Source organism: Streptococcus sp. HF-2466 (assembly GCF_015594645.1).
GTDB lineage: Bacteria > Bacillota > Bacilli > Lactobacillales > Streptococcaceae > Streptococcus > Streptococcus anginosus.
In genome coordinates this window covers 1-6,898 of record NZ_JADNQU010000021.1, presented here as the reverse complement: position 1 = coordinate 6,898, position 6,898 = coordinate 1, and the positions used below count along the sequence as shown (strand labels likewise).

The 6,898-nt window shown below is 40.5% G+C and carries 4 protein-coding genes and 1 pseudogene; 3 read left to right on the top strand and 2 right to left on the bottom strand.

The features are described 5' to 3' along the window. Together IYQ91_RS09795 and IYQ91_RS09790 are read right to left on the bottom strand one after the other, a co-directional pair. On the bottom strand, positions 1-4,321 hold a 4,321-nt coding region (locus IYQ91_RS09795), incomplete at its 3' end, for a MucBP domain-containing protein (RefSeq protein ID WP_195673716.1). A gap of 25 nt (positions 4,322-4,346) precedes the next feature. Further along, positions 4,347-5,744 carry a MucBP domain-containing protein gene (locus IYQ91_RS09790; RefSeq protein ID WP_195673715.1) on the bottom strand — a complete coding sequence of 466 codons (1,398 nt, stop codon included), beginning with the start codon at positions 5,742-5,744 and terminating at the stop codon, positions 4,347-4,349. Positions 5,745-6,172: 428 nt separating this feature from the next. Between IYQ91_RS09790 and IYQ91_RS09785 the strand changes: the two genes are divergently transcribed. The 3 genes and pseudogenes from IYQ91_RS09785 to IYQ91_RS09775 all read left to right on the top strand — a co-directional run. After that, positions 6,173-6,439 carry a type II toxin-antitoxin system Phd/YefM family antitoxin gene (locus IYQ91_RS09785; RefSeq protein WP_195673714.1) on the top strand — a complete coding sequence of 89 codons (267 nt, stop codon included), beginning with the start codon at positions 6,173-6,175 and terminating at the stop codon, positions 6,437-6,439. After that, a pseudogene (locus IYQ91_RS09780) lies at positions 6,432-6,686 on the top strand (Txe/YoeB family addiction module toxin). The gene IYQ91_RS09785 and the pseudogene IYQ91_RS09780 overlap by 8 nt, the downstream one beginning before the upstream one ends. 54 nt (positions 6,687-6,740) lie before the next feature. Continuing rightward, a partial coding sequence (locus tag IYQ91_RS09775; protein WP_195673717.1) for a helix-turn-helix domain-containing protein occupies positions 6,741-6,898 on the top strand: 158 nt, incomplete at its 3' end.

The window sequence follows — 6,898 nt, the reverse complement described above, 5'->3', positions numbered from 1 at the left end:
AATCAATTTGATAAGCTTTGTTATCGTACTTGCTAGCATCCTTGATGTCTTTCTTAACCGTTGTTGGGAAGATCAGTTTGAGGTTGATACCTTTCAAGACATAGTTGTTTGTGTAAGCAACTGGATCATCTGAAGTTGTTACGGCAAATTCACCGTCGATTTGCAATCCCTTTGCCTTGATGTAATCTTGAACTTTTTGTGGAGCTTCTGCTAGAGATTTGTAAATCTTGGTTGTGAAGCCGCTTTGTACTTTACCGTCTTCTGTTGTTACACGAACACCAGCCAAGTTAGGAGTGACATACTTACCAGAGTATTTTTCAACCAACATTAAGCCAGCTTGCTTGTCTTTTTCGGTTACACCTGTAAGACCTTTGTATTGGTCGTTGTCGATGTTGATAGTGTAGATTTCTGTTGAGCCAGCCAACATTGTCTTACCATTGACATCTTCACCCTTAGCATTTGTACCTTTCTTAGTCGGTTCTGCTTTCACTTCCTTGTAGACATAAGTAACTTCGGTTACACCTTTGGTAACTTTACCTTTTTCATTACCTTTTGTCTTTTCAGGAACAAGATTGTACACTTTATCACCAGACTTGATTGCTGTTGTCTTGTGGTCTGTTGTGTCGTAGTTTTCACCAACTTTAGCATGAGAAGTGTCCGTTACATCTTCTTTGATCTTCTTGCCAGATTCGTCTTCATAGTGAACGACTACATCTCCGAATACTTGTTTATATATATAAGTAACATCAGTATTGCCTTCAACGACTCGACCTTGTTCAAGTCCTTGAGTCTTTTCAGGAACAATTTCATAGGTACGACCATCTTTTGTGGTAATTGTCTTATGAGCGTGATCACGAGTGTCATAAACAGTATTGATTGGAGCACCAGTTGTATCTTTTTCAGGTTCTTTGATTACTTTTCCGTCTTCATCTTTATAATGAACGGTTACATCTCCAAGTACTTCGTCATAAACATAGACAACACGAGTAGTGCCTTTAACAATCTTACCGCTTTCTTGACCTTGAGTTGCTTTCGTATCAATGCGATAAACCTTACCATCAGCTGTAGTAATTCTAGTTGGTTTGTGATCTGTTGTATCGTAGTTCGTACCAACTTTGCTATCTGGCGTATCTACAACACGTGGTGCAATAGTATTACCTTTCTTGTCTTGGTAATCAACGACAACGTTACCGTATTCATCTGGAGTTGGTACGTCTGGTACAAGGTCATAGTAGTAGGTAATATTGGTATTGCCTTCAACAACTTTACCTGTTTCTGCACCTTGAGTGGCTTTCAAATCTAGTTTGTACTTCTTACCGTCAACTGTCGTAATTGTTTCTTTCCGTTGATCGGTTGTATCGTAGTCTGTTCCCACTTCTGAACGTGGTGTATCGGTCACTTTCGGTGCGATAGTCACGCCGTCTTTGTTCTTGTACTCAACGGTAACATCACCGTATTTCTTTTGCGGTGCATCTGGAACAAGATCATAGTAGTAAACGATATTGGTATTGCCTTCTACCACCTTACCGGTTTCAGCGCCTTGGGTCGCTGTCAGATCCAGCTTGTACTTCTTGCCATCCACTACAGTAGTAATGGTGTCCTTACGCTGATCGGTAGTATCGTAATCAGTACCCACTTCAGAACGCGGTGTATCGGTCACTTTCGGTGCGATAGTCACGCCGTCTTTGTTCTTGTACTCAACGGTAACATCACCGTATTTCTTTTGCGGTGCATCCGGAACAAGATCATAGTAGTAAACGATATTGGTATTGCCTTCTACCACCTTACCAGTTTCAGCACCTTGGGTTGCTGTCAGATCCAGCTTGTACTTCTTGCCATCTACTGTGGTGATAGTGTCCTTACGCTGATCCTTGGTATCATAGTCTGTACCCACTTCAGAACGCGGTGTATCGGTCACTTTCGGTGCGATAGTCACGCCGTCTTTGTTCTTGTACTCAACGGTAACATCACCGTATTTCTTCTCTACCGGTTTTTCAACTTTGTCATAAACATAGACAACGCGGGTTGTTCCTTCGACAACCTGACCACTCTCGTGACCTTGTGTAGCATTGGTATCAATACGATAAGTTGTGCCATCATCCGCCGTAATGGTAGTTGGTTTGTGATCAGTTGTGTCATAGTAAGTACCAACCCGTGAAGTTGGTGTATCTACGATACGCGGAGCAATGGTGTTGCCTTGCTTATCTTGGTAGTCAACGACAACATTACCATATTTCTCTACTGGTTTTTCAAGCTTATCATAAACATAGACAACGCGGGTTGTTCCTTCGACAACTCTACCACTTTCTTTACCTTGTGTAGCTGTAGGGTCAATGCGGTAACTTGCTCCATCGGCTGTTGTAATCGTAGACGGTTTGTGGTCAGTTGTATCGTAGGCCGTTCCTACTGATGTGTCTGGTGTATCCACAATACGTGGAGAAAGAGTGTTGCCTTGCTTATCTTGGTAGTCAACAACAACATTCCCTTTTACTTCTGTATAGTAGTTTGCTACGTTCGTCGTACCTAATTTAACTTTACCTGTTGTATTATTAGTTGATGACACATATTTATAGATCTTGCCATCCGCTGTTGTGATTCTGTCTTGGTGTGTTGTTGTGTAGTCTTCACCAACAGGAGTTCCCGTAGGTTTAACCGTTTGAGTATTTGTTAGTTTAGTAGTAGTCCCTTGAATATAGTTATCCAGCAAGACATTCCCTGCAAGATTGTATTCAACCAGATTGTATTCAAGATCTGGTTTTACAAGAGTAAAGCGAGATGGTAATTTGCTTGTAATAGCTAACCAATAACCTCTATCCCATTGTGTAGTCCGCTGCATCACAAAGGAAATTGAATCTCCGCTTTCTGCCACACCCGCAATCCCCATTTTATAGAAATTTGGATCATCATAGTCGTCTTTAATGCCGTCAGTGACAATATTTGCTGCCAAACGTCCATCGGTTTGTTTTTCAACCAAAGAACCGGTAATCTTTACTGGTCGGAAATTATAATCTGTTATGCTTTCTTCGTGCTTCAGACCAGCCAATTTTCCAGTCTTAGGTTCTGTTTTGGTTAAACTTGTTAGAGCCAAAATTGCAGGGTTATCTTTTTTAAAGTTTATAACATTGCCATCAGCATCATAGAAGCGAGCAACAACTTTATATCTAGAAGGTACATTTATGTCATAAAAAGTGTAAATCCCTCTCGTCGGATCCTTCTCAGCAAAACCAACGATACCTGTTTTAGGGTTTAAATTCGTTACCTCATAAGTAACCTTTGAAATACTTACTCCATTATATTTAGAATTTTGGAGGCCCGTATAAGTAGCCGTAATGGTTTGTCCGCTTTTAATTTTAGGGATGACAAACCGGCTTCCACCAGCTGACAGTCTCGTTGTAAATGCTGGGATTGGATTGTTTGCAAACGTTCCACCAGATTTCACATACTCCTCATATGACATATTATTCATATCTTTTTGACCAAATTCAGTGGTACCAGTGATAGACAATTTAGCATTAGGCTCCCGTTCAAATTTCAAGCCTTGGCTGACAACTTCACTTAGATAGCCTGGAGTGCCGGTGTTTGCTTGCGCTTTTTTTAGGTCGCGTTTATAGGCATCTACCCCCGTCTTGATACGAGTTGCTTGTGTTTCCTCAAGAGTGTTGGCAAGGTCCTTTTTAGCATCTGACTCTACTTGGTTGTTCGCTGTTCCAATGTTGTCATTTTGATTTTGCTTAACATCAATGTTATAACCATTTGCTTCAGAAATCGCATCTTTTAGTTTTTGGTTTTCGACAGTTACTTTTGAACCTTCCGTACGATCTACCGGAGTAGCTACTGGGTCTGAGGTTGATACTGCTCCTGCTGGCGCAGGAGTAGTTGCTTCAGCTTTTGCTGTTGTAGCAGGAGCGGGCGTTGTTTCAGGCGTTGCAGTTGTTGCTGCTGGCGTTGTACTCGCTACTGGTGCTGTGGCTGGTTGCGTAGCTGCACTTTCAGTTGTTGTAGTCGCTGACGCTGTTGTAGTGTCAGCTGTTGAAGTAGCTCCTGCTGGTGCTGTTGTTTCAGCTTTTGCAGTGGTTATTGCTGCTGTAGAGCTGCTAGCTGCTTCAGTTGCTGCTGCTTTTGATTGTGCAGCAAGACTTGTATCAGAAGCTTCCGCCACTGGAGCTGGCGTTGTTGGCTTCGTTGCCTTTACTTCATCAGCAGCTACACCTTGGTGAGCGCTAAGAATTGCAATGGTTCCAAGCGTCAAGATACCAATGGTGCCATAAACTTTGTTTTTCCGGATCGAACCATGACCCTTCGTTTTGCTATTATGAAACATAAAATTCCTCTTTCCTTTTTAATAATTACCCAATTAACCAATTATCTTTCTCAAAAGGCTTGACTTTTTTGAAGCCTAATAGAGCCAAGATAAATAAACCAATCGTTGCAAGAATCGTGGTTGCTTCCCCCGTATCTGGCAACAATGTAAACTTACCATTACTTGATTTGACAGTGACCGTTCCATCAGGATTTGCCCTAGCACCTACTTGCGCAGCTGGTACAGATGTTTTAGAACCGTCTGCGTTTTTGATAGTGACTTCTCCTTGATCATTACCAATAATCTCAAAGCCCTTGTCCGTCAAAAGCGGATCAGCTGGTGAGATGATTGATTTGATTGGATTGTCAATCGTGTCACCTTTTTTAGTAGTCACAGATGAAGCATTGTCAAGACTGAATGTTTCATCCTTTTTCAAGTCCATATCTGAAATTGTTGTCTCGTCCGTACCCTTTTCAGTCAAAATTGACGGATTGACCGTATCTTTTGCATCTATTGCTTCATCAGTTGGTATTGTATCTGTCGGTGCGATTGTATCTGCTATAGAAGTATCTGGGCTAACCGATGAATCTGATGAGGGGGTAGCCGGAACACTTGGCACTTGAGCTTTATCCTGCGAAGGCACTACTTTACTAGAAGAATCCGGTGTACTTGGTATATCCTTATCTGGTGGAGCGGGATCTGTCTTCGGTGGCACCACCTTATTAGAGTCTGGCGTTTCTGTGACCAGATCATAGTAATAAGTAATATTGGTATTTCCTTCAAGGACTTTTCCTTTTTCGTACCCCTGAGTAGCTTTTAGATCAAGGCGGTATTTCTTACCTTCTGAACTGATAATGGTTTCTCTTCGTTGGTCGGTCGTATCGTAGTCCGTTCCCACTTCAGAAGTCGGTGTATCCAACTCTTTTGGTGCAATCAAAGTACCATCTTTACTCTTGTACTCAACCGTTACATCACCATATTTCTTTTCTGGCTCCGCTTGATTTGGCTTTGAAGAGTCAGAGTCTGATATTCCAGACTTATCCTTATCTGGTGTAGCCGATGGTACAGGGTCTATCTTCGGCGGTTCTACCTTACTTGAGGAATCCGACGGTTCCGACTTGTCCTTTTCTGGCGCAGTCGGTGTTGTTGGCGTTGTCTTTGGTGCCTCTACCTTGTCTGACACGCTTGGCTTATCCTTATCCGAAGCAACTGACGTGGACTTGTCAGGAGTTACAGGAGCAGCCGGCGTTACAGCCGTAGAGGTATTTGCATTTCCCTGCTTAGACTCTGGCGTTTCAGTAGAAGCCTTTTTATTGCTATCAACAGTCGGTGTGACAATCGTTGTGGAGATAGAGCGCTCAACATCCCTAGCCAACACAGGATTTGCACCTAAGGCTGATAACAATACAGCCGTTGACGCTAAAAAGAACCTGCTTTTTTTCATTCTAAATATCCTCTCAATATTTTAACATATTGGATATGTTAAGGCCTAGTTTAAAAAACTATTCACTTTTATGATATTAATATTTTCCTCAAATGTCAAGCCGATTACAGCATTTTCACAGATTTATTTAATCTCATTACAGAAGTATTTTACATTTATTTACACTTTGTAAAGAAACATAGATATATTACAGATAAACAATAGGTGATTGATAAAAGAGTAATCTAAAGCGCTAACAACTTTTCACTTCAATAATAATGTATAAAATGAAAATATTATCTCTGGAATCAATATTTATGCAACGGCAGTGAGCTGTATTTTTTATTTTCAACTTTTTAAAACAAGAGGGTTAAAACTAGCTGCTAACACTTGTACAATTTCCTGTCAAGTATTATACTAAGAATAGTCTTAAAATGAGGTGATATAAAATGGAAGCGGTCGTCTATTCAAATTTTAGAAACAATTTAAAACATTACATGAAAAAAGTCAACGATGAATATGAACCTCTAATGGTTGTCAATAAAAATCCTGATGAAAATATTGTAGTCTTATCTAAGAAAAACTGGGATAGTATCCAAGAAACCATTCGTCTAATGAATAACGAGTACCTTTCAGACAAGGTTCTATCAGGAATGGAACAAGTCAAGCAAAAGAAAGTCATTCAACGCCCATTATTAGAGGTGGAAGATGTTTAACTTTACAGAACAAGCTTGGAAAGATTATGTTTCTTGACAACAAGAAGATAAAAAGATACTCAAACGGATCAATCGTTTAATGGAGGATATCAAACGAAATCCTTTTGAAGGGATTGGAAAGCCTGAACCCTTAAAATATCGTTATTCCGGTGCTTGGTCTCGTAGAATTACAGATGAACACCGATTAGTCTATATGGTGGAGGAAGATGAGATTTATTTCTTATCCTTTCGAGACCATTATAAATAAAAGCAGTCATTATCCATTGGCTGCTATTTTTATTGTTAAAAGGAGGGAAAGTAAATTGTGACAAATGTTGAATTAAAGCGTATCCGGCTTGAGTTAGGGTTTACCCAACGCAAAATGGCAACGATGATTGGTTATAGTTACTACAACTACCGAAACATTGAACAGGGTCAACGAAAGATGACCAAGGAATTTGAACAAACACTCTTTCACTT

Excerpts from the sequence above, each read along its gene's own strand:
- IYQ91_RS09790 (WP_195673715.1), bottom strand. The coding sequence starts at position 5,744 with ATGAAAAAAAGCAGGTTCTTTTTAGCGTCAACGGCTGTATTGTTATCA.
- IYQ91_RS09785 (WP_195673714.1), top strand. The coding sequence starts at position 6,173 with ATGGAAGCGGTCGTCTATTCAAATTTTAGAAACAATTTAAAACATTAC.